Source organism: Sedimentibacter saalensis (assembly GCF_007830175.1).
In the GTDB taxonomy this organism is placed as follows: domain Bacteria; phylum Bacillota; class Clostridia; order Tissierellales; family Sedimentibacteraceae; genus Sedimentibacter; species Sedimentibacter saalensis.
This window is the reverse complement of sequence record NZ_VLKH01000005.1, coordinates 42,901-67,712: the sequence shown is the minus strand read 5'-3', so window position 1 is coordinate 67,712 and position 24,812 is coordinate 42,901. Positions and strand designations below refer to the sequence as shown.

Sequence of the window (24,812 nt, the reverse complement as noted above, 5' to 3'; positions counted from 1 at the left end):
ATTATTTGTTCTCGCACTTTTGATTTCCTACTGTACAAGAAGTTTTACATGCAGATTGACATGAAGTCTGGCATTCTCCGCATCCTTTTACGTTCATATTATCTGTTAATTTTGTGTTGTTTAATGTTTTTATATGTACCATATTGAACCTCCTTTTTAGCTTTATAAATTATAGCATTTTTGGAGAATATTTAAAAGCATTTTTTTATAAATTTTAGAACAATATTATCATTTACTTTTGAACTGCCCTATGTTTCATATTTACTCCGAGAACTCCCCCAAGGATAGCAACAGGAAGATAGATCAAGTTTTGTACAATGCTTATTTCCTGTGTCATCTTAAACATTACCTTCAAAAGAAGAACAAATGCAAAATAAACAATCCATATTTCTATTCCGCAAAAAAGTCCCTTCTCCCTTGTACTTCTTGAAAACAAAAGAGAAACAATAAATATGCAAACAGGTATTGCCACTATGTACGCAAATTCAGCTGAAGGGGAAGAAGAGAAAAAATACATGTACAATGTCAGGACTAAAAAAACCGCCAGCAGCATTATAAGCAAGTACAGAGAATATTTAATCAGTTTACCAATATTCATAACAACCTCCGATACAAGTTCTTGTTTAATAATATTCATGTACACTAAAAAAAGAACATACAAAAATATCTTGACAAAAATTTGCACTTTTGGTAAAGTTAATTTTACTAAGAGGGAGTAGTTTTAAATTTTCAGTCAACATCATGGATAGAAATATTCTGGCTGAAAATCTGCACTGCAACATAGGTAACCAGACTTTTAGTATATCTTTCGTAAAAAAAGATATGCTAGAAGTCTTTTTTTATGTAAAGATTGGCATACTATAAAATATCATAACAAGGAGTAAATTATGTATTATCAAAAAAAAGTAAAAGACGTATGTTCACAATTGAATTCTTCCGAGCAGAACGGACTCACTCAGGAAGAAGCAAAAAAAAGGCTTGAGCAAGACGGGCCGAACACTTTGGTTGAAAAAAAATCAAAAACAAAACTTCAAATGTTCTTATCTCAGCTTCAGGACACAATGATTTATATTTTATTTGCTGCAGCTGCAATATCAATAATGCTTGATGAAGTTACAGATGCCATAATCATATTGATTGTTGTTCTTTTGAATGCAATTATAGGAATGGTTCAGGAATCAAAAGCTGAAGCAGCTCTTGAAGCTTTGAAAAATCTTTCAAGTCCGTCGGCAATGGTTAAGCGAGGCGGCAAAATCGTAGAGATTCCTGCAAGTGAACTTGTAAAAGGTGACATTGTTGTTCTTGAAGCAGGAAGAATAATACCTGCAGACTTAAGGCTCACCCAGACTGTAAACTTAAAAATTGAAGAATCGGCACTGACCGGAGAATCAGTTCCTGTTGACAAAAGTGCAGAATATGTTGCAGAAGGCGATACAGGAATAGGTGACCAGATAAACATGGCATTTTCTTCTACAAGCGTTTCATACGGAAGAGGTGAAGGAATTGTAGTCTACACAGGAATGGATACGGAAATCGGTAAAATTGCCACCATGATAAGTGAAGCAACAGAAGAACTCACTCCTCTTCAAAAAAGGCTCAATGACCTTGGAAAAGTTTTAGGAATTGTTGCAATAGTAATTGTTGCTGCAATGTTTGGAATAGCCGTTTTGCAAGGAAGAGACATGGTCGAGATGCTCATTACTGCCATTTCACTTGCTGTAGCAGCAATACCTGAAGGACTTACAGCCGTGGTGACAATTGTCCTGGCACTTGGAGTAACAAGAATGGTCAGAGTAAACACAATTGTGAGAAAGCTTCCTGCAGTTGAAACACTAGGAGCAGTAAGCATAGTGTGTTCAGACAAAACAGGAACGCTAACTCAAAACAAAATGACTGTTCTAAAAGTATATTTTGATGGTATTTCCAAAGATGTAAAAGAACTCTCTTATGATGACAACAAGGTGTTCAACAACGGCTTCATACTTTGTAACGACGCTTCTACGGCAAATAACAGCCGTATAGGAGATCCTACAGAGCTTGCACTTCTGGATATGGGAAGTTTGATGAATGTAACAAGGGAAGGTCTTGAAGGGCAAATGCCGCGTATAAACGAATTGTCATTTGATTCCGCAAGAAAGCTTATGACTACAGTCCACAAGGATAATAATAACAATGTGATGAGCTATACAAAAGGAGCAATGGACATTCTCCTTAAAAGGTGCAGCAGGATTCTTATAAATGGTGAAACAATAAAGATTACTGAAAACCACATAAATGAAATTACAACGGCCGCCGGTGAAATGGCAAAACAGGCACTGAGGGTCCTTGCTCTTGGAATCAAGGAAAATGATGATTCTGCCAGCGAAGAAGATCTTACATTTGTAGGTCTTGTAGGTATGATTGACCCTCCTCGTCCGGAAGCAAAAAATTCTGTTCTTGAATTTAAAAATGCAGGCATCAAAACAATTATGATAACCGGAGACCACAAGGATACAGCTCTTGCAATTGCAAAGGAGCTTGGAATTGCAGATTCTGAGTCTCAATGCATCACAGGAAACGAATTAAATGAAATGTCCCAGGAAGAACTCAATAAAATTGTTAACAACCTTAGAGTTTTTGCACGTGTTTCTCCTGAGCACAAAGTTATGATTGTTAAAGCATTTAAATCTCACGGAAGCATAGTATCAATGACAGGTGACGGAGTAAACGACGCACCTTCTCTTAAAGCCGCTGACATTGGAGTCGCAATGGGAATAACGGGAACAGACGTTGCAAAGGGTGCAGCCGACATGGTTCTAACAGATGACAATTTCTCAACAATTGAAAAAGCTGTAGCAGAAGGAAGGGGAATTTATCAGAACATTAAAAAGACTGTTCTTTTTCTTCTTTCATCAAACTTTGGAGAAGTAATTTCCATGTTCACTGCAATTGCAGCAGGTCTTGCTTCACCGCTTCAGTCAATACACATACTGTGGATCAACCTTATTACGGATTCGCTTCCGGGTCTTGCTCTTGGTGTTGACCCTAAAGACAGCGACATAATGGATGCAAAGCCACGTGATCCTAAGGAAAGCCTCTTTGCCAACGGTGGTCTAATATTTACCGTTTACAACGGATTCATGATTGCAGCATTGACTCTTGGAGCATTCATTTGGTCACCTGTTCAACACTTGACTGCTGCAGGCCAAAGTGTAACTCTTGAAGGAATTAAGCTAATGCTTCAGGATCCAGATATTTTAATGCATGCTCAGACATATGCATTTACAACTTTAGGAGTTTCTCAGCTTTTCCATGCTATTGGTATGAGAAACTACAACAAATCGCTGTTTAAAATGAACCATCTTGAAAACAAATCAATGCTCTTAGCATTTGCTGTTGGACTTCTCCTTCAAATAGCTGTTACTGAAATTCCATTCCTGACAGTTGTGTTTGAAACAGTGAGACTTTCTCTTAAAGAATGGTTCAACCTCATTTTAATAGCAATGATCCCGCTTCTTTCACACGAAATTGTAGTTGGTTTTAAAAAAATAATAAGAAATAAATAAAGACATAACAAAAGCCGCTTTTAGCGGCTTTTAAATTATTATTCTTCTTCTTTAGGTTCTTCTGTTTCTTCAACAGCATCTTTTATTTCAACTTTTTCTTTGCCTTTTTTAGCTACGCTTCCTATAGCCCATTTGGAAAATTCAATTCTTTGTTTTGCATGTGCCATTTCAAGTGTGATTATTTCATCATTTACTTTAACAACTTTGCCGTGGATTCCACCGATAGTGATAACTTCGTCTCCTATTGTCAAATTGTCTCTCATAGACTTTATTTCTTTATCTTTCTTTTTCTGTGGTCTGATCATCATGAAATACATTACTGCAAATAAAATGACCATCATTAAAATTCCGCTGTATTCTTGTGGCATATTTCCTCCTAGGTTTATTAATATCCATAATTGTCATAAAATTCTTTTTTGAAGTTCATGAAATTATCTTCCTTTATACTAATTCTAATACTTTTCATCAAATTAATCAAGAAAAATAAATTGTGAATTGAGGCAAGCCTTGCTCCAAGAATTTCATTTTCATTGAACAAGTGCCTTATATATGCTCTTGAATAATTTCTGCATGTGTAGCAGTTGCAGTTTTCATCTATTGGACCAAAATCTCTTTTGTACTTGGCGTTTTTAATTGTTAGCTGTCCCCTGCTTGTGAAAAACGCTCCATGTCTTGCCATTCTTGTTGGAAGAACACAGTCTGCCATGTCTATACCTCTTTCAACTGCTTCAAAAAGGTAATCAGGACTTCCAACTCCCATTAGATATCTTGGTTTGTCCTTGGGAAGCAAATCAACGGTGTAATCCATTACCTCACACATTAATTCCCTTGGTTCACCGACGCTTAATCCGCCAATAGCATATCCGGGGAAATCAATGTCTGTTATTTGCTTTGCGCTTTCTCTTCTCAAATCCTCGTACATACCACCCTGCACTATTCCAAAAAGTGCCTGATTTTCTGTGTTTTCATGGAACTCCTTGCATCTTTTGGCCCATCTTGTTGTTCTTTTTATAGACTGCTCCACATATTCCCGTGATGCAGGATATGGTATGCACTCGTCGAATGCCATCATGATGTCAGAGCCAAGGTAATTTTGAATTTCCATTGATTTTTCAGGACTTAAAAAATGTTTTGATCCATCCACATGAGAACGGAACTCAACCCCTTCTTCCTTTATTTTTCTTAAATTTCCAAGGCTGAATACCTGAAATCCGCCGCTGTCAGTAAGTATTGGCCTATCCCAGTTCATAAATTTATGAAGTCCTCCGGCTTCCTTTATAAGCTCATGTCCCGGTCTGAGGTACAGATGGTATGTGTTCCCCAGAATTATTTGAGCCTCCAGCTCCTTCATTTCTTCAGGAGTCATGGCCTTAACAGTTGCTTTTGTTCCTACAGGCATGAATATAGGTGTTTCAATATCACCGTGGTTTGTATGGATTTTACCAAGCCTTGCCTTGCATTCCTTTGATTCTTTTATAAGTTCAAAACTAAACATAATTCACCCACTTTTTTATTTTATAAGCATTGCATCTCCAAAGCTGAAAAACCTGTATTTTTCTTGTACTGCTTCATTGTATGCATTCATGATATTTTCTTTTCCTGCCAGTGCGCTTACAAGCATCACAAGCGTTGATTCAGGGAGATGGAAATTTGTAATCAGACAATCCACCACTTTGTACTCGTATCCCGGGAATATGAATATGTCAGTCCACCCGCTTTGTGCTCTCACAAGTCCATTTTCATCACCAATGGTTTCAAGAGTCCTGGTGCTTGTTGTTCCCACTGAAAAAACTTTAAAGCCACCGATTTTTGCAGAATTTATTTTGTCTGCTTCTGTCTGTGTAAGCTCGTAATATTCAGAATGCATTTTATGTTCTGAAATAAATTCTGCCTTTACGGGTCTGAAAGTTCCAAGCCCCACATGAAGAGTGAGCCTTGCAATTTTAATTCCCTTCTCTTCGACTTTCTTTAACAGTTCATCGTTGAAGTGAAGTCCTGCAGTTGGTGCAGCAGCAGAACCGGGATTCTTGGCATAAATTGTCTGGTATCTGTTTTTGTCCTCAAGCTTTTCATGTATGTAAGGAGGAAGAGGCATTTCTCCAAGCTGGTCGAGTATCTCTTCAAAAATTCCTTCATATTGGAATTTAATGATTCTGTTTCCGTCTTCTTGAACTTCCGTTATTATTCCTGTCAAAAGATTTTCCTTAAAAACAATTTCTGTTCCCTCTTTTGCCTTCTTTCCCGGCTTCACCAGGGTTTCCCAGCACTTGTCGTCTATTCTTTTTAAAAGAAGAAGTTCTATTACCGCTCCGGTGTCCTTTCTTGTGCCATAAAGTCTTGCAGGAAGAACCTTCGTTTCATTGATTACCAGGCAGTCGCCCGCATTTAAATAATCAATTACATCGTAAAAATGTTTGTGCTCCACTGCTCCTGTTTTTTTATCAAGAACCAGAAGTCTTGAATGGTCCCTTTCCTTAATGGGAGTTTGAGCTATGAGTTCTTCAGGAAGGTGGTAATAAAAATCGCTTGTTTTAAAATTTTTCTCATTTTCTATCATTTAATTGTTACTCCAGTATAATAATGTTTTAATATCTCATCATATGTAAAGCCTTCCGCAGCCATTTCCTTTGCTCCGTACTGGCTCATTCCTATGCCGTGACCCCATCCTCTTCCGTCAAAGCTGTACTGTGTTGAATTAGTATCAACTATTTTTACTCCTTCAGAGCTTATGAAGGCAAGCTTTTGTTTGTCTATTTTTTTGTTGCCTGTGCTTGTTACAGCATATTTCCCAAGCACACTTCCTGAAGAAAGAGCTTTTGTGCCGGAAGATTCTTCTTTCTTTTCTGTAATGTTATCCAATATCCCTCTGGATGGAATCACCCCTAGATTGTCCCCAGTACCTTGTATGGAATCTTTGTCAGCAAAATAAAATACACTTCCGTTTTCAATTTTAAACCATGAGCTCATGAGTCCCAAAAGCAACCTTGCATTTTCCTTCTTGTATGAAATTTCTCCATTATCAGTTAAAAATATACATTCCATTACCCTGTTATTTTCAGAAACTTCTTTAATTTGTATGCCATACAGATCCGTTACACTGTTGCCGTCAGCATTTAATTTTTTTATTATTTCATCCTTTGTGTAAGTTTTTACCCACTGATTGTATGGTGAGCCTGATTTGTCTGAATATTCATCTTTAACCCCTCTTGCATATGGAAGAGATGCTGTCCACACATTTTCTGAATTTTCTGTGCTTCCGCCGCTGGTTGAATGATAAAACGCCTGAATGAGCTTATTATCATAATATATCATCTCACCTTTTGTTTCATCAACAGCCTTGTTTGTTGATGGTTTTTCATAAGAATATCCCCAGTAAACCTGGCTGTTTTGATTGTCCTCAAGGTCATAGCCATATGATGAGTTAGGTCTTATGCTGTAAACTGCATAAGTTCTTGCTGCAACAGCCTGAGCCTTCAGTGACTCCATTCCCCATGAAGCTGCTATTTCATTGGGAACAACTCCATACAAGTAATCTTCAAGCTGAACAAAATTTATTGATATGAGCTTAGTTCCCTCGATTATATTAAATCCCATTGTTCCTCTGTATGGTCTTCCGTCAATTTTAATCAAGTTTATATTTTCATTACCTTTAATTGAAGAAAATCTTATGTCAAGTTCTTTTTCATACATGAATACTATGTTGCTGTAATTGTCGAATACAACAATGTTCTCAAGGTCTGAATAAACAACATCGCTTGTTATGCCATTACCTGAAAGTTTGCCCAGGAATGAGCCTGCTGAACTTTTGTCTTTGAAGTTTCCTGCATAAACATAATAATCTCTTCCGTTGTAATATGGATAAAAGTCGCCGTTCATAGTATTTTCAAAGTCATCAGCTGCATCCATAGCTTCATCATATGATTTGTATGTACCGTCCAACCTTGCGTGAAAAGCGCCGTATTTAGCAGCACCTGATTCTGCTGAAGTAAGGAAGTTATAGTTTCCATCATAGTAAGAATCTATCAATATGCTTAAATTGTCACCAAGTGTAAAAATTTCTTCATCTTCCTCGTACACTGTAATATCATCGTAGCCTGCAAGATTTGCCTGCTGGTTGTAAAGCCTTGGTGACCTTATTCTCACCCTAACTGAATAATCTTCTTGTGCATAGCATGTAAAAACAATCAAAAATATCATCATTAATGTTGCAGCAGTAATTTTTTTTAACAGTTTCATAATCTACCCCTCGAAATCAATTGTCATCTGTCCAATATTTTTTTTAACTTTATTTACGTGCCTATATCCCATTTCCGTAACAACTCTTCCTCTGGGTGTACGGTTCAAGTACCCAATCTGAAGGAGGTAAGGTTCATAAACATCCTCAATTGTAACTTTTTCTTCACCTATGGAAGCTGCAAGAGTGTCAAGACCAACTGGCCCGCCTCTGTAATATTCAATTATTGTATTGAGTATTCTCCTGTCAAGCTTGTCCAGACCCATTTCATCTATTTCAAGCATTTTAAGGGCGCTGTCAGCAGTCTTTAAATCTATTTTGCCGTTGCATTTAACAATTGCATAATCTCTCACACGTTTTAAAAGCCTGTTGGCTATACGTGGAGTTCCTCTTGAACGCCTTGCAATTTCTTCTGCTCCGCTATCATTTATTTCAACATTTATTATTCCTGCTGAACGAAGAACTATTTCCTTAAGGTCATCAGCATTGTAAAAATCCAGAGTACACATTACGCCGAAGCGGTCACGAAGAGGAGAAGCCAGCATTCCTGAGCGTGTTGTTGCTCCTATTAATGTAAACTTTGGAAGGTCAAGGCGTATGGACCTGGCAGAAGGACCCTTTCCAATTATTATATCCAGAGCATAATCTTCCAGTGCAGGATACATTATTTCTTCAACAGTCTTGTTGAGTCTGTGAATTTCATCGATGAACAGCACGTCATTTTCATTTAAATTTGTAAGTATTGCAGCCAGATCTCCCGGTCTTTCTATGGCAGGACCTGACGTGACTCTTATGTTAACACCCATCTCATTGGATATTATATTGGCCAGCGTTGTTTTTCCAAGTCCCGGAGGTCCAGAAAGCAACACGTGGTCAAGAGGCTGATTCCTCATTTTTGCCGATTCAATAAAAATACCCAGAACTTCCTTAACTTTATTTTGTCCTATGTACTGTACAAGCCTCTGGGGTCTTAAGCTTAATTCCAGGTCCTCATCCCCGATGTTTAATGTGCTTGCAACTATTTCATTATCTCTTTCAAACATCATAATACCTGCCTAGTAATATTTTTCAATGCTTCCTTGATTATGTCGTTTTCACTCTTGCCTTCAATATCCATGGAATCAAGAGCATTTTTTGCGTCATTAGAATTAAAGCCCAAAGAAATAAGCGCATCTAAAATATCAGATGTATCTCTGCCTGTGACAGTTTCACTTTCTCCAACAGTCAGGCTATCCAGTGTTCCAACTTTGTCCTTTAGTTCAAGGATAATTTTGCTTGCAGTCTTCTTGCCGATGCCCGGAACCTTTGACATTCTGTTTGCATCTTCTTTTAAAATTATTTCCTTTATGGTGTTGGTTTCATAGGTTGAAAGAACCGCAAGCCCGGCCTTAGGACCAATTCCGTTCACTGTTATGAGCTTCTTGAACAAATCCATTTCATCCTGAGTCAAAAATCCGAAAAGAGCCACTATGTCTTCTCTTACGTGCATGTATGTGAGTATCATGGCATGATCTTTTTCCTTAAGTTTATTTAGGGTGGAAAAAGATGTGCTTATGTAATATCCCATGTTGTTGTTATCAATGATTATGTAATCCAGACCTTTTTTAGCAATTTCTCCTTTGATGTAGCTTATCATAATATCCTCCGAAGCGAGCCGTAAACCTGTATCAGTTTGTAAGTAGTTAATATTTTATCCTGAAATTTTCTGCAAATTTAAGGGAATGGGCATGGCAAATTGCCGCTGCCAGACCGTCGGCAGCATCGTCAGGCTTTGGAACCTGTTCAAGCTTTAAAATCAGTCTTACCATTTCCTGTACCTGTTTTTTTTGAGCCCTTCCATATCCGACAGTGCCTTGTTTTATCTGAAGCGGTGTGTATTCATAAAGAGGTATATTTTTGTTAGCTGCAGCCAAGAGGTGAACTCCTCTTGATTGTGCTATTGCCATGGCTGTCTTTGTATTTTTGTTGTAAAACAATTCCTCTACTGCAACGGCCTCAGGCTTGTACATTTCAAAAAGCTCCGTATACCTGTCATAGATTATTTTAAGTCTTTTAGGATATTCATCGAAGCTTGATGTTATAACAGCACCGTATTCAATTATTTCAAACTTATTTCCAGCATAATTTACTATACCGTAGCCTGAAATGGCAAGGCCCGGGTCTATTCCAAATATAATCATATGAATACCTCATTGTTTATTCATAAAGCAATTATATTGTTCATTTTCAGTATGCTATTGTTTTTCATTATAGCATACATTTGTTCTGTTGTTAAGAACTTTTTACCCTTTCAAATCAGCATTTAAGTAAATCTTTTTGATTAAAATTATGTTTTGCATTGTTGCAAAGTATGTTATAATTTAAAAAAACACAAACGGAGATAGATATGTTCAAGAAGGATAACAAACTTAAAAGGTTTGATTTTATATTGTTTTTTACAACAATTGCATTGTGTATTTACGGATTTATAATAATTAACAGCGCCACCATGAGCAAAGCTTCGGGAAGCGAACCATACCTTAAAACACAAATAGTTGCTTTTGCCCTTGGTTTGGGTGTGATGTTTTTTCTCGTAATGATTGATTTTGATATTTACGGAAGCTTTTACCTTCCAATTTACGGAGTGTCGGTAATACTTCTTCTATACGTACTCATTAATCCTGTAAGCGCCTCTGAATGGGGTGATGTTAGGAGCTGGATCGCAATAGGTCCTGTGGTTTTCCAGCCATCTGAACTTGCAAAGTTTGGAGTTATTATATCTGTTGCAAAGTTTATCGACATTAACAAGGACAACATCAACGAACCTGTTGTGCTTATTAAGGTGCTCGTGTTTGCTTTCTTTCCTGTTGCACTGATTCTTATGCAGCCTGACCTTGGAACTGCTTTAGTTTTCATATTTTTCATAGCAGTAATGATTTTTGTATCAGGAATAGACAGAAAATATATTATTGCAGTCATAATCCTTGCACTTATAATGCTTGTAATAGGGCTGATCTCATTTTATTTCATAATGAAGGACTACACTCCCAACGAAGATTACAGAATAGACAGAATAGTTACGTTCTTTTATCCTGAGCTTGACCCGGAAGACACAGGTTACCAGGTAATTCAGTCAAAGACAGCCATTGGATCCGGCATGATTTACGGAAGAGGTCTTTACAAAGGCGTTCAAAATCAGCTTGGTTACCTTCCGACAAAGGAAACAGACTTCATATTTGCAGTAATAGGCGAAGAGCTGGGACTGGTAGGAGGCCTTGGGCTTTTGCTCCTTTATGCGCTTTTATTGTACCGACTTATAAGAATTGCACGACATGCTGCAAACTTATTTGGTTCCCTCATAGTAACCGGAATAACAGCAATGCTTTTGTTTCACATCTTTGAAAACATAGGAATGACCATGGGTCTCATGCCAGTAACCGGAATCCCCCTTCCATTCATAAGCTCCGGAGGAACGTTCATGCTGGTGAACATGGTAAGTATTGGTCTGGCTCTGGGAGTTGGAATGAAACGCGGCAAAATAGACATGAACGACTTTTAATCATTAAAAGTGTAGGGGCGGATCTTGTGTCCGCCCGTGTTATTAATTCTTAACTTATTCAAAACAGCTTCCTCCGATAAATTCCCTTAAAATTGATGTGTTTGGAATTGCACTTTCATCATCAATTGATTTGAAATAGCTGAAAAATTTCAACAGTCTCTGCCTTTCAGGATAAAATATACTGTCTTTTTTTATTTCCTTAACAAGAGGCTCTGCATATTTTTTCAGGACGCTGAGCTCATAAACAAGAGCAGAGTTAAATATGGCATCTGCATTTTCCTGGTGAGGAAAAATATACTTTTCTGTTCCTTTAACAACATTATCCCAAAGTTCCATGGTCTTGTAGACATTGTTGCCTCTGTGAGTGTTGTCTCTTACAATTCGCCTTACAAGTCTCAAGTCGGAAGTTGAAATTCGGTTGTGATTATCAATATTAAGCTGCGTAAGCGCACTTATGTATATTCTGAACTTATTTTTTTGAGGAATGTTTTTTGTAAGCTTGTCATTTAGACCATGAATTCCTTCAATTATGATGATGTGGTCATTTGTAAGCTTAACAACATCTTTTGTGTATTCCCTTTTTCCTGATTTGAAGTTAAATGTAGGTATTTGAACTTCTTCGCATGCCATAAGGCTTAAGAGCTGTTCATTGAAAAGCTCAAGATCCAGGGCATCAATTGTTTCAAAATCAAATTCTCCGTTTTCATCTTTGGGAGTATGTTCCCTGTCAACAAAATAATCGTCTAAAGAAAGAGCATAAGTTTTTTTGCCATTCACTCTTAGCTGAATAGAAAGCCTCTGTGCAAATGTGGTTTTCCCTGAGGATGACGGACCTGCTATTAAAACTATTTTTATGTTTGTATCATTTGAAATTTCATCAGCAATGTAGGCTATTTTTTTCTCATGGAGCGCTTCATTGACTCTTATCATGTCGTCAATTGTATTGTTTATGATTTTTTTGTTCAAAGAACCCACATATCCAACATCCATTATCTTCCCCCAATCTTCAGCTTCTTTAAAAACTTTGGAAAGTTTCTCCTGTACAATATATTCAGGAATTTCAAAGTTGCTTTCCTTTGTAGGATAATTTAAAATAATGCCCGGTGAAAAAAGTCTCAAATCAAATTCTTTAACAAATTCTGTGTTTGGAGCAATGTATCCGTAAAATGTATCATAATATCCGTCAAGTTCGCAAACTCTTATGTCTTTCTTGCCCCATTGCGTAAGAAGCTCAATTTTATCCTGAAGATTTTGTTTTTTAAAAATCTCCATTGCTTTTTCAACTTTCATGAGTCTTGTATTTATGGGCCTTTTTTGATCTATGATTTCCTGCATTCTCGTTCTGATTTCTTCAAGCAGTTTGTTGTCTACCAGATGTTTATTCTTAAGTTCTGTATAAAGACCCTTGCTTAGGGAATTGACAATGCATACGTCTATTTGGTCAAAAATGTCCTTACATGCTTTTATGTAAATCATAGTTAACGTCCTGACGTAAATTCTGTTGCCATCTTTATCGCTTATGTCGATGAACTCAATTTTGTCGTTTTCTTTAAATTTTGCCCCCTGAAGATCCTGTAGCTTGTTGTTTACTTTTATTCCAAGATACTTTGTGTAATCATCCTTATGGATTCTTTTAAGAAGATCAAAAAGTGATTCATCCTCACCTATTTCCACTGTTTGATTTTTTTCTCCTGCAAGTATAATTTTCATGAATCCTCCTTATTGCTTCAAAGTTTTCCTTTCGTCCACATCTGAAATTATTTCCATTTTGTTCAGATATTCAAGCTCACCTTCATATCCATCCAGAACAAGCTTGTAGGCATGAAGCAGCTGATGTTTTTCATCGTCTTTCCTTCCGTATTTTTTGTCTCCTACTATAGGGTGACCTATGGAAGACAAATGTGCTCTTATCTGATGTGCTCTTCCGGTTTCAATTTCTATTTCAAGCCATGTGAAATTTCCTTCTGTTTTTAAAGGATGAGCATTTGTAATTACCAATTTGGCATTTTCTTCTTGTTCTTTTACTATTCTTACCATGTTTCTTGATTCATCCTTTATGAGGTAATCCTTTAGCTCAATATCCTGTTTTATAATACCGTGAACCTTGGCCTTGTAGTATTTTTTGATTGCTCTTTCCCTTATTGCCTTGTTAGTCTGTTTTAAAGCATCATAATTTTTAGCTGCAATCACAAGTCCTGATGTATTCTTGTCAAGCCTGTTGCACACTGCCGGTTTGAATGTAAAGCTTATGTTTTCTTCCTTTGCATCAAGGTACATTTTAATTTCATCAACCAGATTGACATCACTTGTTTCATCAGGCTGAGAGCTTAATCCTATGGGTTTATTTACAACAAGAATATTATCGTCCTCATATACCGGAACGAAATGTATGTCCGTTTCAATCAAACTTTTTTTCTCCCTGAATTTGTCAATTGTTTCATCGGATAAATAAAGCTGGACAAGGTCATCTTTTTTAAGTACCTCCTCAGGCTCTGCCTTCAAATTGTTTAATTTAATGTTTTTTTTCCTTAGCATTTTATATATAAATGACTGGTTTGCCTTATTGAGATACTTTTTCAGAAATCTGTCAAGTCTTTGTCCTTCTTCATTTTTAGTTATTAATATTTCTTTCATATTTTCTCCAATTGGTTATTTTTTTAAGTATCTATATATTATACCAATAACATCTACTATAGCAAGCAATTTTAAATTATTCATCAGTTCTATTTCTTCTTCCAGACATGAAATTTTTAACCCAGAAATAATTACATGTTTTTGGTTATTGTAAATCAGCCATTTTTGTGTTAAAATGTTAGTTACTTGATAATAAACAAGGAGTGGATGATGAAAACAATAATAAATGCAATAAGAGACTTTATATATAATATTACCGACTACGGTTTAATAATAGTAGTAATTGTTGTAATGGTATTAATATTAGGATGGAGATTTGATATTTTATTTAACAGAGGAATCGAAAAAGACAAACTTTCTGATTTGCCTCAGATTATTGCAGAAGAAGAATATAACAATTCAAAAAACCCGCAAACACCGGATGATCCTGATGATGCTGAAAACCCTGAAAAACCAGAAGGTGAAACACCTGACACCCCTGCCCCAAGCGGACTTATTGCAACAGTTGAAATTCCTGAAGGCTCTTTTCCTTCAAGCATTGCTAAAATACTTCAAAGTTCAAATCTTATTAGCGACACAAACGAATTTTTAAACAGATCCGTAGAACTTGGACTTGATACAAAACTAAGAAGCGGTACATATGAAATTGAAGTTGGTACAAGCCTGGACGATATAATTAAAATAATTGCAAACGCATATTAAAATAAAAGAAAGGAGCCATTGGGCTCCTTAATATTTTTGATTTACATAATAGTCTATTACAGATTTCTTCCTTTCAGATAAAAATACATTTTCTTTTTTCAGAACATCTAAAAGCCACAGGGATTTTGAATGCAGCACTGCATATTCATAATCCTTCAGAACTATTTCATAGAGCTTTCCTTCCAGAGCTGATGACTCCATCTTTATAAAATATGATTCCACATTTTCATAATGAAGGTATCTTAACAGTCTGAAAGATGTTTTATCCTTTTCATTGTAGTAATAATCTGCTTCTTCCAGATACTTGCTGTAAAAACTGATGTGCTTTCCCTTATCCTTTATTTCCTGAGCTATCATTCTGTGGTACTTAGCAAGCATGTTGTAGTACTGGTAATTGTACATTCCCTTTTCAAAGCTGTCTATTCGCTGAAAAGGCTTTATGTTCTTTTCAAGCATATATTTGTAGTTTAACTCCAGATATTCCTTTTTGCTTATATCACCATTCATGTGCTGAATGATAAGCATATCTCTGTGCTCAAAGAATTCATCAAATATTGTCTTGTTTGGTTTAAAATAATTCATAAACTCACTCTTTCTAATTGTCTACATGTATTCTAACAGATGCTGAAACTTTTAGCAAGAGCAATTAAAAGCAAGAATAATCCATAAATGAGAAATAAAAACCACCGGCAAGCCGGTGGATATTTTCTATGCTATTACTTTATCTCTCAATGTTTCTGGAATATCATCCATTTCATGATTCACGCTCATGATAAAATTAACATTAAACTTTTCTGATAAAAAATTAAGTCTTTCTACAACTGCTTCTAAATTTTCCATTCCGGACTGAGCAATCTTATATAATCCATCTATGTAAACCTGTTCTATATCATAATCTGTCGCAATTAAACCACATACGAAGCCTTGAAACTGATCGGCATTTGTTAATCCAAACTCTTTCGTATTTATGTATCTTATTCTGTAATCCAAATCAAATATGTGCCTGTTGTTAGCTTCCAGGAAAACCATCTTTCCCTGTATACTATCCATAGTCTTGTTTGCCATTTCAATCATTCTCATCGTTTTTCCACTTCCGCTGTGACCGCAAACCAATTGAACCATAATAATCACACTCCTATTTTTATTTGTTTGAATAAAGTTAATTACAATTATATTGTACCACAAATTGAAAATGTTTACACTACTTATTTTTACAATTTATACTTTTTTTGCAGTTGAAATTTTCCTTGGTACCGGTTTTCTTTTTCCATTTTGTCCAAAATTTCATCTTTGATTTTCCACCAGCTCATTCCCCAGTTTACAAACAGCGAATCTTCCTTTGGTGCCCTTCCAACCAGTCTTTGAACCGCAACATTGCTGTCTAAGTGTTCAAGAAAAACGATGACTCTTTCTACATATTCGTCTTTAGTAATTACCTTTAATTCTCCATTTTTATACATTCTTCCCATTTCTGTATTTTCCATTATATAAAGAGAATGAACTTTCACCTGGTCTATGCCCAGTACCGACAATATTTTTGCTGATTCTACAACATCCGTCATATCATCACCGGGGAGATTTAATATGACATGAGCACATATTTCAAAACCGAATTTTTTTATTCTTACTGCAGCGTCAATAAATTCCGCCAGCGTGTGTCCTCTGTTTATAGCAATAAGCGTGTGGTAATTTACAGTCTGAAGTCCAAGCTCTATGGAAATGTTTATTCCGCTTTCCTTCATAAGTTCATAAAGGAATTCAAGGTACGGATCAGGAACGCAGTCAGGCCTTGTGGAAACTGATATTTCAACTATGTCTTCCATGATAGCTTCACGTATGTAATTTTTGAATTTTTCAAACTCCAGGTATGTGTTTGTGTAGTTTTGAAAATATGCAATAAATTTCTTTGCTTTATATTTTTTCTTAATATATTCCATGTTCGTCCTGAGCTGAGCTTTGACACTCATGGAGTTGTCCAGCATTTCAAAGCCAGTTCCTACTTCTGCACAAAAAGTGCATCCTCCGTATCCTAATGTGCCGTCCCGGTTTGGACATGTGCAGGGAATATTAACAGGAAGTTTGTATACTTTTTCCTTGTATTTTTCTTTTAGATAATTTGAATATTCATTATATCTGGTCATTTTTTTCCTTTGTTTAAATTTAAATTTTGGATATTAATCATATTATAAATAATATAACCTTTTTAATCAATTGTTGTTTAATATTTTTATTAATTGCCATGAAATAAACCAAATTTTTTTATTATTTTTGCAAATAATAAGTGAACAAATAAATTTTAGGAGGTATTTAAATGCACATAAAAGAAGGCATAATTCCAACAGTGCTTGGAACAGTAGTAACTGCAACCGGAATAGCTTTGAAAAATAGTAATAACAACCTGCCTGAATCCTATACTAATGGTATTATAGGTTTCGGTTTAGCCCACATTACATTGGGTTCTGTAGAAATGATAAGTCAGAACATGCAGGGTAAAAACGTCATGGACAAAATGACAAAAGCAGTAGGAATTGGACGCTTTTCCTAAAGAATAAAAAACATGCCCGTCGGCATGTTTTTTTATTTATGCAAAAATGACGTAAAGAAGCGAATACAAGCCAGCTACTCCAATTATAATATAGATTATTCTTCCTATTTTGTTATTCCAGCCTCCAAATAAATTTTCAACTATATCAATTTTTGCTATTCCGTACAGACCCCAGTTCAACGCTCCTATAATAATAAGAATTGATGCTATTGCAGCTATTATTTTCATAATTCCTCCTTGTTTTTAATACAATGTTATTACATTATATTTTGAGCATGGAAGAAATATGTACAATCTCTGATATTTTTGTTAATTTGTTATTTTATTTCAAATACTTCCGAAAGAACATAGTAAACTCCCGAATTGTTGTTGTCATATTTTGATATTAATTTTGAAGCATTTTTGCATTCCTCTGTTCCATTTTTCATGGCAATTCCCAGTCCTGCATTTAAAATGAGCTCAATGTCGTTATTGTCGTCACCAATGGCTAAAATTTCATCATTCCTGATGTTGATGTCATTTACATATTTCTGAAGTGCCTTCCACTTGCAGCCTTCATTGTGCAGAAATTCAAGAAGAGCCCTCTGGCTTATGTTGCGGTTGCATATGGTATTGTACTCGCCTTTGTTTAACTCCATCATTTCAAGACTGAAATCAGAAAGCTTGCTGTATTCATCAAAATAGCATACAGCAAGAATATTTTTCAGGCTATCAGTTTCAAATTTTTTAAGCCTTGCTCTGGGATAGTCTTTTTTTATGTAGCCCAGATATGCTTCTTCATAGTTTTCACGTTCATAAATAAGATCGTAGCCATTTTTATATTCATCCACGTGCACAACAGGATTAAGACCCCTTTTAATTCCTGCATCATATATTTTTTTAAACGCTGCAGCATCCAGATAGTTTTTACGAAGAAGCTCATCGTTGTGAGAACGTCTTATAATTGCCCCGTTGTTGGCAAGTATAACAGGAGAAATATTTTTAAGCTTATCAGTGAGACCTTTTGCCATATAATAATTTCTGCCTGTTGCAATTGTTATAATCACTCCGCTTTTGTGCAGTTCATTCAAAATGCGGATGTTTTTTTCACTTATTTGTTTTTCGTCATCTAAAAGAGTTCCATCCAGATCCAGTACCACCATTTTGTATTTCATAAATATCATCTCCATCTTAATTATACAATTAAAACAGAAATTTGTATATAGACGACATTGTTATTTGTGTTTCAATGAAGTGCAAACAGACATTATACTACAAAAAAAGGACTGGATTCTGTATAACAGATTCCAATCCTTTTTGCTTATTATTTTATTAATTCAGCATGTGTGAAGTCCCATTTGTTTGTCAATGTGAGTTCTACACCTTCAACCTTAGATGAGTCAACTATTGTTGTAAATGTATAGTAGTAAATTGGTGCTACAACCATGTTGTTCATCAATGAATCTTCAGCTGCCTTCAAAGCTGCATCTCTGTCTTTACCTGAAGTTACAAGAGATTTAGAAATTGCATCTTCAAATTCTTTTTGTTCAGGGTTCAGAGTTTTATCATGTGGTGCTCCGTTAGGTTCTTCAGCATATCTCCACTGAGGATCGTTGTTTCCTGAAGCAACTGTGAACAAATCAAGCATAGTCATTGGGTCGCCGTAGTCTCCTAACCAGCCGCCTCTAGCCATCATGTACTCGCCTGCTCTTCTAGTTTCCTGGAATACTGCCCAGTCTTGATTAAGAAGTTCTACGTCTACGCCAAGATTTTGTTTCCACATTCCTTGCAATGCTTCAGCAATTTTCTTGTTGTTTTCGTTTGTGTTGTACAAGAATGTAATCTTTGGAAGTCCTTTTCCATCTGGATATCCAGCTTCAGCCAACAATGCTTTAGCTTCTTCCACATTTGCTTTTGTTGGGTCAATGCCGTATTCAGGTGCTGGCATTCCGTTTGCATCAAGTGGTCTGATGTCAGATCCGTCTGAGAAAATCATACCTGATGGTATAAATCCAGTTGCAGGAGTCTGTCCGCCTTTAGTAACCTGCTCAACAAATTGTTTTCTGTCGATTGCAAGTGAGAATGCTTTTCTGATTTTAGGATCTTTGAACACTTCATTGTCAACGTTGAAGTTAACATAGTAAGTTCCAATATGTGGATAGATTACAAAGTTTGGATCTTCTTTTTGAAGTCTTGGAATCTGTTCAATAGTGATGCTGTCAAGAACCTGGATTTCTCCGTTTTCATAACCGTTAAGAGCTGTTGTTCCTTCAACGATCATAAGACCTTTGATACCTGCAAGTTTAACATTTGCTGCATCCCAGTAGTTTTCGTTCTTAACCATTGTCAGGTGAGAACCTGTCTGGTATTCAGTCATTTTGAAAGCTCCGTTAGAAATGCAAGTTGCAGGATTCTTTTCCCAACCTTCGCCGTTAGCTTCAACTATGTCTTGTCTTACTGGCATGTAAGTATAGAATGAAGTCAAGCTTAAGAAATAAGCAACAGGGAATTTCAGGTTAACTTCCAATGTCTTGTCATCAAGTGCTTTAACGCCTATTTGATCGATAGTTCCAGTTCCATTGAAGTATTCAGCTCCACCTACTAAGTAAGTAGTTACAAGGAATGAATAGTCAGATGCAACTTTAGGATCACATGCTCTTTTCCAAGCATATTCGAAGTCTTTAGCTGTTACAGGCTGTCCGTCAGACCATTTCAAACCATCTCTTAAATGGAATGTATAAGTTTTTCCATCATTAGTTATATCCCAAGATTCAGCTGCAGCAGCTTGTATTCCTTCAGAAGTTTCTTTAGTCAGACCTTCGAACATATTTTGAATAATGTGTCCGCCGTCAGCTGCGCTGTTTAATGTTGGGTCCCAAGTTTCAGGGTCAACTGCGATGTTCCATACAAGATAATCTTCTTCTCCAGCTGGTGTTTCTGCAACTGGTGTTTCTCCTGCCGGTTTCTCTTCAGCTGGTGCCGGTTCTTGTTTAGCACAGCCTACTGATATAGAGAATACCATTGCAAGTACGAGCAATAATGATAATACTCTTTTTAACATAAAATCCCTCCAAAAAAATTATGTATTTGCAGGTAATCGTTACCTGCATTTTATATTATCACCCTTTTTCGGCAATATGTCAAGAGTTACTCTTTTCACATTACCGAAAGGGCTAAATATCAATTATTTATCCAGAAGATGGCAAGCAACGAAATGTTCGCCGCCAATATCTCTGAGAATCGGGTCTTCTTCTTTACATCTTTCTGTTGCATACTTGCATCTTGTTCTGAACTTGCATCCTGAAGGAGGATTTACAGGGCTTGGAACATCCCCTTCAAGCACAATTCTCCTAGAAGCTTCTGCTATGTCAGGATCAGGTATAGGAATTGATGACAACAACGCCTGAGTATAAGGATGAACAGGGTTCCTGTACAATTCTTTGCTTGATGCAACTTCAACCAGACTTCCAAGGTACATAACGCCTACTCTGTCAGAAATGTGTTTAACCATTGACAAATCATGTGCAATGAACAAATAAGTGAGACCTCTTTGCTCCTGCAAATCTTCAAGCATGTTTACAACCTGTGCCTGAATGGAAACGTCAAGAGCTGATATAGGCTCATCACATATAATGAATTCAGGGTCAACAGCCAGGGATCTTGCTATTCCTATACGCTGTCTTTGTCCACCTGAAAACTCATGAGGATAACGGGCAGCATGGTCCTTGTTAAGTCCTACAGTGTCCAGAAGTTCAAATATTTTTTCTTGTCTTTCATGTCCGTGAGCCAGGTTGTGAATGTCCATAGGCTCTCCGATAATGTCAGCAACAGTCATTCTGGCATTCAAAGAAGCATACGGGTCCTGGAAAATCATCTGCATTTTCTTTCTGTAAGGCATGAGCTGTTCTCTGTTCATGCCTGCAATGTCAACGCCGTTGTAAAGAATTTGTCCTGCTGTTGGCTCATAAAGCCTCAATACAGTCCTTCCTGTTGTTGACTTTCCGCAGCCTGATTCTCCAACCAGTCCCAATGTTTCTCCTTTTTTGATGTAGAATGAAACATCGTCAACTGCTTTTGTTATTTCATAGTGTTTCTTTATAATCCCTTTATTTTTGAAAAAATGTTTTTTCAGGTTCTTTACTTCAACCAAAATTTCATTTTTGTTATTTTCCAACTTTTACTCCCCCCTTCAATAGTTCATATTTTTCATTTATTGGTGCATCAGGGTGAAGTAACCAGCACATAGATTCGTGCTTTCCATCTTCTGACTTGAAATACGGTGGCTGTTGTGTATTGCAAATGCGCATTGCATATTCGCACCTTGCATAGAACGGACATCCTGTAGGAGGATTTAATAAATCCGGAGGAGTTCCTGGTATTGGTATCAACCTTTGTTTTTCGTCAGAAGCAACTTTTGGTATTGATTTTAACAATCCCATTGTATACGGATGTCTAGGTTCGTAGTAAATGTCTCTGATGGAGCCTTTTTCCATTATAAGACCTCCGTACATAACCACTACTCTTGAACATACATCAGCAACAACTCCCAAATCGTGAGTGATCAGCATTGTGGAAGTGTCAAGTTTTGCATTCAGACTCTTCATAAGATCAAGTATCTGAGCTTGAATTGTTACGTCAAGCGCAGTTGTAGGCTCGTCTGCAATCAAAAGCTGAGGCTGACATGACAATGCAATTGCTATCATGGCTCTTTGTCTCATACCGCCTGAAAATTCATGAGGGAAATTGTGAATTCTCTTTTCAGGGTCAGGTATATTAACTAGTTTCAGCATTTCCAACGCTCTTTCATGAGCTTCTTTTCTTGATAACTTCTGGTGTTTTATAATTGCTTCAGCAATTTGATCACCAATGGTGTAAACCGGGTTTAATGATGTCATAGGGTCCTGGAATATCATTGCTATTTCATTTCCTCTTATAGCCATCATGTCTTTGTTTGTTTTGTTAACTAAATCTTCACCGTTAAACAGAATTTCTCCGCCTACGATTTTTCCTGGATAAAGAAGCAGCTTCATTATTGAAAGAGATGTAACGCTCTTTCCGCTTCCTGATTCGCCAACTATTCCTATTGATTCACCTTTTTCAACATCAAAGCTTATGCCTCGTATTGCTTTTACTTCGCCTAAGTGAGTGAAAAAAGATGTTCTTAAATCTTTAACTTCTAATAATTTATCTGACATTTTTTACACCTCACTTTACTTTCTTTGTTTTGGGTCAAGAGCATCTCTCAGACCATCGCTGAACAAATTAAATGCCAATATAGTTATAGATATTGCAAGTGCCGGTAAGAACAACTGATAAGGGTATGTCATGTATGTCAGCAATGCATCGTTACAAAGTGAACCCCAAGAAGCCTGAGGAGCTGAAACTCCCAAACCAACAAAGCTAAGGAAAGCTTCTGTAAATATTGCACTTGGTATTTGCATTGTAGCTGAAACCATTATAGGTCCCATCATGTTAGGAACTAGATGCCTTAACATTATTCTTTTTGTTGAAGCCCCTAAAGACTGTGCTGCAAGCACAAATTCCTGTTCCTTAAGACCAAGAACCTGTCCTCTTACCAATCTTGCCATAGAAAGCCAGTAAGTTATACTCAGTGCTATGATAATCGGCATCATACCATTTCCCATAACTACCATGAGCAATATAACATATAAAAGTGTTGGAATTGCACTGATAACATCGACTACACGCATCATTATGTTGTCAGCCCTGCCTCCAACATATCCTGCAATACCGCCGTATAAAACTCCTATAATAAGGTTTACAAATGCTGCAACGAAACCTACTATTAATGAAATACGACCTCCGTGGAGAATTCTTATGAACATGTCTCTTCCAAGGTTGTCCGTTCCTAAAATATAAGTTTTGTTATGAACTCTGTCAACAGGGTTTAATATTTGATCTCCTGCTTTGATCTCAACCTTCTTTGCATTGTCCAAATTGAACTTTGCTTCCGTAAGATCTATGGAAGAATCCTTTTTTGCTTTCTTTTCCAAATTCATGTATTCAACTTTTGCATTGAAGTATGGGCTGTAATCAACTATTACTTCCTTTCCGTTGAAATCATAAATATATCGTTTATTTGTTGTATCGTCTTTTATCAGAGGATGCTTTTTTAGCAATGTTCCGTCTGATGTAACATCAATGAGGTAATACTCACCGTTCATATAAAAATAGCTGCCGTCAACTTCATAAATGTCCATCATTATTCCGATGTTTGCAAAATCCAGTATTTGACTTTCAAATGTTATGGGATAAAACATAGGAACAAATACGCAGGCCAGTATGACAATTACAATTGCCACCAATGAAACCATTGCAACTTTGTTTTCTTTAAGTCTTCTTTTTACATCCTGCCAAAAAGTAAGACTTTGTCTCGAAACCTTCTCCGCATCTTTTTCATGCTTCTCCAGGGGTGTCCACATGTCAGGAGACATTTTAACATTTTCCATTTATTATATTCCTCCTAATCATATTTTATACGCGGATCAATAAACACATAAAGTACGTCCACTATCAATGTGGCTATTACTATAAATATTCCAAAGAATACAGTAATACCCATAATCAATGTATAGTCTCTGTTAGTTATGCTTGTTGTAAACAATGATCCTATTCCTGCAATACCAAATACTTTCTCTACAACAAATGAACCAGTTATAAGGCTGGCAATCATAGGTCCAAGGTAAGTAACTACCGGTATCAATGCATTTCTAAGTGCATGCTTTATAATAACAACGCCTTCAGACAAACCCTTTGCTCTTGCTGTTCTAATATAATCCTGCTGCAATACATCAAGAACTGATGTTCTTGTAAGTCTGGTTACGTATGCAAGCGAAAACATACCAATGCACAGTACAGGACCTATATAATGTTTCCATGTGCCGGCTCCGAAAGAAGGAACCCACCCTAATTTTCTGTTAAACACATAAAGGAACAATGTTGCAAAAACGAAACTTGGAACTGTCGCTCCCAGCGTTGAAACAATCATCATTACTCTGTCCGGAATCTTATTCTGCTTAAGTGCAGATATTATCCCAGAACCAATACCCGCAACTATTATGAAAAGCGAAGACCATCCACCTATTTTCAATGAATACGGGAACCCATCGGCAATAATCCTGTTTGTTGTAAGTCCTATCTTTTGGAAGGAAACACCAAAATCACCATGAGTATAATTTTTTAAATAAGTTAAATATTGTTCAATTAAAGGCTTGTCTAAACCATATTTAGCCTTAACCGCTGCTTCAACCTCTGGCTGCAAAGCCTTTCCCATGGACATAGGATCCCCAGGGATGCTGTTCATCAGAATAAAGGTCAAAGTCATGATAAACCATATAGTAATTATTGCTGAAATAATTCTTTTTACTATATATTTTGCCACTTTATTTTCTCCTCTCTTAACAAAATGTTTAAATAATTATATCATAAATATTTTACAATTACAACAGATTTATTTATATGCCAGTTTTGTTTAAATATGTAAGAAATCGTTTTTCCTGACTGGGATAACGCTTTTATTTTCAGTTATTCACTGCATATTTTGGTTTTTAAAAGCAAAATCCAATTGTTTATTTATACATTTTATGTGTGTTTTACTAAAAAAAACAAGCTTGT

At 36.4% G+C, this 24,812-nt stretch carries 25 protein-coding genes; 4 read left to right on the top strand and 21 right to left on the bottom strand.

Translation table 11 applies throughout. From position 1 onward, the window contains the following. Window position 1 precedes the first annotated feature (1 nt). A complete protein-coding gene (gene scfA, locus LY60_RS10180; protein ID WP_019228042.1) occupies window positions 2-142 on the bottom strand; it encodes a six-cysteine ranthipeptide SCIFF in 141 nt (46 codons plus the stop codon). 90 nt (window positions 143-232) lie between these two features. After that, window positions 233-598, bottom strand: coding sequence for a TIGR04086 family membrane protein (locus LY60_RS10175; protein WP_170226173.1), 366 nt, complete (start codon window positions 596-598; stop codon window positions 233-235). A gap of 289 nt (window positions 599-887) precedes the next feature. Between LY60_RS10175 and LY60_RS10170 the strand changes: the two genes are divergently transcribed. Further along, window positions 888-3,545, top strand: a complete 2,658-nt coding sequence (locus tag LY60_RS10170; RefSeq protein WP_145083068.1) for a cation-translocating P-type ATPase — start codon at window positions 888-890, stop codon at window positions 3,543-3,545. Window positions 3,546-3,583: 38 nt separating this feature from the next. On the opposite strand, the gene yajC is transcribed toward LY60_RS10170, so the two are convergent. The 7 genes from yajC to ruvC are packed head-to-tail and all read right to left on the bottom strand — an operon-like array spanning window position 3,584 to window position 9,959. After that, on the bottom strand, window positions 3,584-3,913 hold the full coding sequence (yajC, locus tag LY60_RS10165) for a preprotein translocase subunit YajC (protein WP_145083066.1): 330 nt from the start codon (window positions 3,911-3,913) through the stop codon (window positions 3,584-3,586). A gap of 17 nt (window positions 3,914-3,930) precedes the next feature. Next, entirely contained in the window at window positions 3,931-5,040 is a 1,110-nt protein-coding gene (gene tgt, locus LY60_RS10160; RefSeq protein ID WP_145083063.1) for a tRNA guanosine(34) transglycosylase Tgt, read from the bottom strand. Between the two features lie 15 nt (window positions 5,041-5,055). Then, complete coding sequence (queA, locus tag LY60_RS10155) at window positions 5,056-6,102, bottom strand: tRNA preQ1(34) S-adenosylmethionine ribosyltransferase-isomerase QueA (protein ID WP_145083060.1); 1,047 nt, start codon at window positions 6,100-6,102, stop codon at window positions 5,056-5,058. Beyond that, window positions 6,099-7,781, bottom strand: a complete 1,683-nt coding sequence (locus LY60_RS10150; RefSeq protein WP_145083057.1) for a SpoIID/LytB domain-containing protein — start codon at window positions 7,779-7,781, stop codon at window positions 6,099-6,101. Before LY60_RS10150 ends, queA begins: the two co-directional genes overlap by 4 nt. Before the next feature lie 3 nt (window positions 7,782-7,784). After that, window positions 7,785-8,822: a Holliday junction branch migration DNA helicase RuvB gene (gene ruvB, locus LY60_RS10145; RefSeq protein WP_145083505.1), complete on the bottom strand. Its 1,038-nt coding sequence runs from the start codon at window positions 8,820-8,822 to the stop codon at window positions 7,785-7,787. Next, the gene (ruvA, locus tag LY60_RS10140; protein WP_145083054.1) at window positions 8,822-9,415 is read right to left on the bottom strand and encodes a Holliday junction branch migration protein RuvA; all 594 of its coding nucleotides are present in this window, start codon (window positions 9,413-9,415) and stop codon (window positions 8,822-8,824) included. Before ruvA ends, ruvB begins: the two co-directional genes overlap by 1 nt. 46 nt (window positions 9,416-9,461) lie before the next feature. After that, entirely contained in the window at window positions 9,462-9,959 is a 498-nt protein-coding gene (ruvC, locus tag LY60_RS10135; protein ID WP_145083051.1) for a crossover junction endodeoxyribonuclease RuvC, read from the bottom strand. Between the two features lie 206 nt (window positions 9,960-10,165). Between ruvC and rodA the strand changes: the two genes are divergently transcribed. Beyond that, a complete protein-coding gene (gene rodA / locus LY60_RS10130) occupies window positions 10,166-11,317 on the top strand; it encodes a rod shape-determining protein RodA (protein WP_145083047.1) in 1,152 nt (383 codons plus the stop codon). 54 nt (window positions 11,318-11,371) lie between these two features. On the opposite strand, the gene LY60_RS10125 is transcribed toward rodA, so the two are convergent. Both LY60_RS10125 and LY60_RS10120 read right to left on the bottom strand, forming a co-directional pair. Beyond that, window positions 11,372-13,027, bottom strand: a complete 1,656-nt coding sequence (locus LY60_RS10125) for a nucleoside kinase (protein WP_170226172.1) — start codon at window positions 13,025-13,027, stop codon at window positions 11,372-11,374. Between the two features lie 9 nt (window positions 13,028-13,036). Further along, window positions 13,037-13,951 carry an RluA family pseudouridine synthase gene (locus LY60_RS10120; protein WP_145083044.1) on the bottom strand — a complete coding sequence of 305 codons (915 nt, stop codon included), beginning with the start codon at window positions 13,949-13,951 and terminating at the stop codon, window positions 13,037-13,039. 210 nt (window positions 13,952-14,161) lie between these two features. Here LY60_RS10120 and LY60_RS10115 point away from each other — a divergent pair, with 210 nt between their 5' ends. Beyond that, on the top strand, window positions 14,162-14,653 hold the full coding sequence (locus tag LY60_RS10115) for an endolytic transglycosylase MltG (protein ID WP_145083041.1): 492 nt from the start codon (window positions 14,162-14,164) through the stop codon (window positions 14,651-14,653). Window positions 14,654-14,680: 27 nt separating this feature from the next. Here the strand turns inward: LY60_RS10115 and LY60_RS10110 are convergent, their stop codons facing one another. The 3 genes from LY60_RS10110 to mnmL form a co-directional block, all read right to left on the bottom strand. Next, window positions 14,681-15,235: a DUF6648 family protein gene (locus LY60_RS10110; protein ID WP_145083038.1), complete on the bottom strand. Its 555-nt coding sequence runs from the start codon at window positions 15,233-15,235 to the stop codon at window positions 14,681-14,683. A 126-nt stretch (window positions 15,236-15,361) separates the two neighbouring features. Next, complete coding sequence (locus tag LY60_RS10105) at window positions 15,362-15,775, bottom strand: ATP-binding protein (protein WP_145083036.1); 414 nt, start codon at window positions 15,773-15,775, stop codon at window positions 15,362-15,364. A gap of 89 nt (window positions 15,776-15,864) precedes the next feature. Continuing rightward, window positions 15,865-16,794, bottom strand: a complete 930-nt coding sequence (mnmL, locus tag LY60_RS10100) for a tRNA modification radical SAM protein MnmL/YtqA (RefSeq protein ID WP_145083034.1) — start codon at window positions 16,792-16,794, stop codon at window positions 15,865-15,867. 170 nt (window positions 16,795-16,964) lie between these two features. On the opposite strand from mnmL, the gene LY60_RS10095 reads away from it, so the two are divergent. Next, entirely contained in the window at window positions 16,965-17,198 is a 234-nt protein-coding gene (locus LY60_RS10095) for a hypothetical protein (protein ID WP_019228024.1), read from the top strand. Between the two features lie 36 nt (window positions 17,199-17,234). On the opposite strand, the gene LY60_RS10090 is transcribed toward LY60_RS10095, so the two are convergent. The 7 genes from LY60_RS10090 to LY60_RS10060 all read right to left on the bottom strand — a co-directional run bounded on the left by LY60_RS10090 (window position 17,235) and on the right by LY60_RS10060 (window position 24,579). Then, on the bottom strand, window positions 17,235-17,426 hold the full coding sequence (locus tag LY60_RS10090) for a DUF378 domain-containing protein (protein ID WP_145083032.1): 192 nt from the start codon (window positions 17,424-17,426) through the stop codon (window positions 17,235-17,237). A gap of 89 nt (window positions 17,427-17,515) precedes the next feature. Continuing rightward, window positions 17,516-18,352, bottom strand: coding sequence for a Cof-type HAD-IIB family hydrolase (locus LY60_RS10085; protein ID WP_170226171.1), 837 nt, complete (start codon window positions 18,350-18,352; stop codon window positions 17,516-17,518). Between the two features lie 149 nt (window positions 18,353-18,501). Then, the gene (locus LY60_RS10080; protein ID WP_145083028.1) at window positions 18,502-20,238 is read right to left on the bottom strand and encodes a peptide ABC transporter substrate-binding protein; all 1,737 of its coding nucleotides are present in this window, start codon (window positions 20,236-20,238) and stop codon (window positions 18,502-18,504) included. Window positions 20,239-20,361: 123 nt separating this feature from the next. Next, window positions 20,362-21,351: an ABC transporter ATP-binding protein gene (locus LY60_RS10075; protein WP_145083027.1), complete on the bottom strand. Its 990-nt coding sequence runs from the start codon at window positions 21,349-21,351 to the stop codon at window positions 20,362-20,364. Next, on the bottom strand, window positions 21,341-22,372 hold the full coding sequence (locus LY60_RS10070; RefSeq protein ID WP_145083026.1) for an ABC transporter ATP-binding protein: 1,032 nt from the start codon (window positions 22,370-22,372) through the stop codon (window positions 21,341-21,343). Before LY60_RS10070 ends, LY60_RS10075 begins: the two co-directional genes overlap by 11 nt. Window positions 22,373-22,387: 15 nt before the next feature. Next, window positions 22,388-23,647 (bottom strand): ABC transporter permease, encoded by a 1,260-nt coding sequence (locus LY60_RS10065; RefSeq protein ID WP_145083025.1) that lies wholly within the window; start codon window positions 23,645-23,647, stop codon window positions 22,388-22,390. Window positions 23,648-23,661: 14 nt separating this feature from the next. Continuing rightward, window positions 23,662-24,579, bottom strand: coding sequence for an ABC transporter permease (locus LY60_RS10060; RefSeq protein ID WP_019228017.1), 918 nt, complete (start codon window positions 24,577-24,579; stop codon window positions 23,662-23,664). Between the last annotated feature and the right edge of the window lie 233 nt (window positions 24,580-24,812).

Excerpts from the sequence above, each read along its gene's own strand:
- scfA (WP_019228042.1), bottom strand. The coding sequence starts at position 142 with ATGGTACATATAAAAACATTAAACAACACAAAATTAACAGATAATATG.
- LY60_RS10175 (WP_170226173.1), bottom strand. The coding sequence starts at position 598 with ATGAATATTGGTAAACTGATTAAATATTCTCTGTACTTGCTTATAATG.
- LY60_RS10170 (WP_145083068.1), top strand. The coding sequence starts at position 888 with ATGTATTATCAAAAAAAAGTAAAAGACGTATGTTCACAATTGAATTCT.
- yajC (WP_145083066.1), bottom strand. The coding sequence starts at position 3,913 with ATGCCACAAGAATACAGCGGAATTTTAATGATGGTCATTTTATTTGCA.
- tgt (WP_145083063.1), bottom strand. The coding sequence starts at position 5,040 with ATGTTTAGTTTTGAACTTATAAAAGAATCAAAGGAATGCAAGGCAAGG.
- queA (WP_145083060.1), bottom strand. The coding sequence starts at position 6,102 with ATGATAGAAAATGAGAAAAATTTTAAAACAAGCGATTTTTATTACCAC.
- LY60_RS10150 (WP_145083057.1), bottom strand. The coding sequence starts at position 7,781 with ATGAAACTGTTAAAAAAAATTACTGCTGCAACATTAATGATGATATTT.
- ruvB (WP_145083505.1), bottom strand. The coding sequence starts at position 8,822 with ATGTTTGAAAGAGATAATGAAATAGTTGCAAGCACATTAAACATCGGG.
- ruvA (WP_145083054.1), bottom strand. The coding sequence starts at position 9,415 with ATGATAAGCTACATCAAAGGAGAAATTGCTAAAAAAGGTCTGGATTAC.
- ruvC (WP_145083051.1), bottom strand. The coding sequence starts at position 9,959 with ATGATTATATTTGGAATAGACCCGGGCCTTGCCATTTCAGGCTACGGT.
- rodA (WP_145083047.1), top strand. The coding sequence starts at position 10,166 with ATGTTCAAGAAGGATAACAAACTTAAAAGGTTTGATTTTATATTGTTT.
- LY60_RS10125 (WP_170226172.1), bottom strand. The coding sequence starts at position 13,027 with ATGAAAATTATACTTGCAGGAGAAAAAAATCAAACAGTGGAAATAGGT.
- LY60_RS10120 (WP_145083044.1), bottom strand. The coding sequence starts at position 13,951 with ATGAAAGAAATATTAATAACTAAAAATGAAGAAGGACAAAGACTTGAC.
- LY60_RS10115 (WP_145083041.1), top strand. The coding sequence starts at position 14,162 with ATGAAAACAATAATAAATGCAATAAGAGACTTTATATATAATATTACC.
- LY60_RS10110 (WP_145083038.1), bottom strand. The coding sequence starts at position 15,235 with ATGAATTATTTTAAACCAAACAAGACAATATTTGATGAATTCTTTGAG.
- LY60_RS10105 (WP_145083036.1), bottom strand. The coding sequence starts at position 15,775 with ATGGTTCAATTGGTTTGCGGTCACAGCGGAAGTGGAAAAACGATGAGA.
- mnmL (WP_145083034.1), bottom strand. The coding sequence starts at position 16,794 with ATGACCAGATATAATGAATATTCAAATTATCTAAAAGAAAAATACAAG.
- LY60_RS10095 (WP_019228024.1), top strand. The coding sequence starts at position 16,965 with ATGCACATAAAAGAAGGCATAATTCCAACAGTGCTTGGAACAGTAGTA.
- LY60_RS10090 (WP_145083032.1), bottom strand. The coding sequence starts at position 17,426 with ATGAAAATAATAGCTGCAATAGCATCAATTCTTATTATTATAGGAGCG.
- LY60_RS10085 (WP_170226171.1), bottom strand. The coding sequence starts at position 18,352 with ATGAAATACAAAATGGTGGTACTGGATCTGGATGGAACTCTTTTAGAT.
- LY60_RS10080 (WP_145083028.1), bottom strand. The coding sequence starts at position 20,238 with ATGTTAAAAAGAGTATTATCATTATTGCTCGTACTTGCAATGGTATTC.
- LY60_RS10070 (WP_145083026.1), bottom strand. The coding sequence starts at position 22,372 with ATGTCAGATAAATTATTAGAAGTTAAAGATTTAAGAACATCTTTTTTC.
- LY60_RS10065 (WP_145083025.1), bottom strand. The coding sequence starts at position 23,647 with ATGGAAAATGTTAAAATGTCTCCTGACATGTGGACACCCCTGGAGAAG.